At 38.7% G+C, this 2,540-nt stretch carries 3 protein-coding genes; 1 reads left to right on the top strand and 2 read right to left on the bottom strand.

All coding sequences use genetic code 11. From position 1 onward, the window contains the following. Window positions 1-498: O-antigen ligase family protein (locus tag ACRCJ0_RS11885; protein ID WP_431390548.1), on the top strand; the 498-nt coding region annotated here is incomplete at its 5' end. Window positions 499-585: 87 nt separating this feature from the next. Here ACRCJ0_RS11885 and ACRCJ0_RS11880 read toward each other — a convergent pair. Both ACRCJ0_RS11880 and ACRCJ0_RS11875 read right to left on the bottom strand, forming a co-directional pair. Then, window positions 586-1,884, bottom strand: a complete 1,299-nt coding sequence (locus tag ACRCJ0_RS11880; protein WP_431390547.1) for a uracil-xanthine permease family protein — start codon at window positions 1,882-1,884, stop codon at window positions 586-588. Window positions 1,885-2,209: 325 nt separating this feature from the next. Beyond that, on the bottom strand, window positions 2,210-2,540 hold a 331-nt coding region (locus ACRCJ0_RS11875), incomplete at its 5' end, for a DALR anticodon-binding domain-containing protein (RefSeq protein WP_431390546.1).

Raw genomic sequence — 2,540 nt, 5'->3', positions numbered from 1 at the left:
AGCACACTGATCGCCATCAAATTAGGTTTCCTTCCGAGATTTCAGGACTTAGGCTTTGCTTTTGAAGACCGGTTTGTCATCTGGGAAATCGGCTTGAAAGGCTTAAGAGATAACTTCTGGTTCGGCCAAGGACCGCTGACTTATCTCAATGTCTGGCAAGACTACGGGGACAAATACACCCAACATGCCCACAATATTGTTCTAGACACCCTTCTGTCATACGGTGCCGTTGGGACAGGTATATTATTACCTTCGCTGATTTCATTAGGCAAGAAGATTCATCAAATGCGGCAATATCCGATTTTACGACGACGTTTAGCCTTGATTTGTAGTTTCTGCAGTATCGTTATCCTGCACGGTATGTTTGATTTGACCATTTTCTGGTTACAAACAGCCTTCTTATTCTTGTTCGTTGTACTGTCTATCCATAACATGTACCACGAAGTTGAAACCAACCCAGAATTACAAGGCGAAGATAAAGACTATTCAAGAGACTAATCAACACATTTGAAAAACAATAAACGCTAAAACGGCGGTTGAGACTAAGCTATCTCAACCGCCGTTTTGCTAACAATTTTTATTTAATTATTTTACGTCTCTATCTGCTTGGAAAGTCACTTCTGCAGGTAAGATTAAGTTTAATACGATACCAACGATGGCTGATAAGGAAGTTCCTGAGAAGGTTAAGTAACCAAGGTCTAAGACCGCGCCACCTAATCCAATAACCAACATTGCTGACGCAATAATTAAGTTCCGTACTTGATTGAAGTCGATTTGCTCTTCAATCATGACTTTCAAACCATTACTTGCGATAATTCCGTAAAGTAAGATAGACATCCCACCGATTACAGCATTTGGAATTGTTGAAATCAAGGCAGTAAATTTACCTAGGAAGGCTAAAATAATAGCGATAATAGCGGCGTTTCGGATAACTGATACTGAAGCCACACGCGTTAAACCAATGACCCCAGTGTTTTCACCATATGTCGTATTCGCTGGTCCACCGATGAAGGCTGACACTGCAGTGGCTACTCCGTCACCAATTAAGGTTTTGCTTAGACCTGGATCTTTTAGGAAGTTACGGCCAACAATTTTACCTAATACTGTATGGTCACCAATATGTTCTGAAATAGTTACCAAGACAATAGGTACAATCGCCCATGTTTCAGGACCAAAGTATAAATTATATGATTCAAACAGAGATGTCTCAAATGGTAGGTATAAATCTGGCAACTCAAACCACTGCGCTTCTACAACTGGTGTAAAATCTACAATCCCCAATAGGACAGCTACAATATAACCACCAATAATTCCTACTAAGAACGGAATAATTTTGAAAAAGCCCTTCGCTCTAGTTTGAACTAGGGCTGTGATCAAGAAGGTAGCAACCGCTACGACGATGTTACGTACATCCCCATCTTCTACGAAACCTGCATTGGCTACAGCACTAGATGATAAACCTAAACCAATTACCATGATCATAGGTCCAATAACGATTGGTGGTAATAATTTATCAATCCAGTTAGTACCTACAAAATGAATCGCAATCGCTACAAGAACGTAGACTATACCAGAAATGATGACACCAGTTTGGGCTGCTGAAATATCTCCGCCCATTTGTTGAATTGCAATTTGCATCGCTGTAATATAAGCAAATGATGACCCTAAGTATACGGGTACCTTCGCTTTAGTTGCAACTTGATAAATTAAAGTTCCAATCCCACTCGCAAAAAGAGCAACAGATACAGGCATCCCTAAAAGAATAGGCACCAATACTGTTGCTCCAAACATTGCAAATACATGTTGAAAACTCAATAATAAACCTTTCGCGAACGATGGTTTTTCCTCTACATCTAATAAAAGTGGTTTCGCTTTAATTGCCATAACTCACATCTCCCTCAAATTTGTTTTACCCTATTTTTTTCAAAAAAATAAGGCCATTCGCAAATTGACCCAAGAACACAATTGACATTATGTGGTCACACCTCGGGTCCCGCCCTCAATGCTTCACAGGATTTTATGCTTTCATTATTATAAAGGTTTGACATTTAAAGTCAAGACACTTGTATAGAATTTTTTAAAGTTAGATGAGAATTATTGGAAAAATATGAGGTAAAAGTCAACAAAAAAGAGAAAGGCAGTGAATACCTTTCTCCTATGAAAACATATTTTGTTTTAAATCGGTTTTAACAACCTAGCGTCCAAAAAATTACATTTGGCTTGGTGCTTGTACGCCAAGGATAGCTAAACCAGATTCTAACACTTGTGTTAAGGCATATACTAATGCTAAACGGGATTGTAATTGATCATCTTCAGTTAGGATACGTGTATGTGCATAGTATTTGTTGAATTGTTGAGATAAGGCTAATAAGTATTTAGCCACAACAGATGGTTCGTATTTTTCATATGCACTAGCTACGATATCTGGGTAACGGTTCAATTCTTTCAATACTTGGAAAGCTTCATCGCTATCTAGATTGAAGTTTGTCATTTCGCTGATCTTAGCTGGCTCAAAGTTTCCTTTGCGCAAGATTGAGTGG

The organism is Aerococcus sp. L_32, assembly GCF_050689315.1.
Note: the sequence above shows the minus strand (reverse complement) of the source record. Positions and strands in the feature narration are given on the sequence as shown.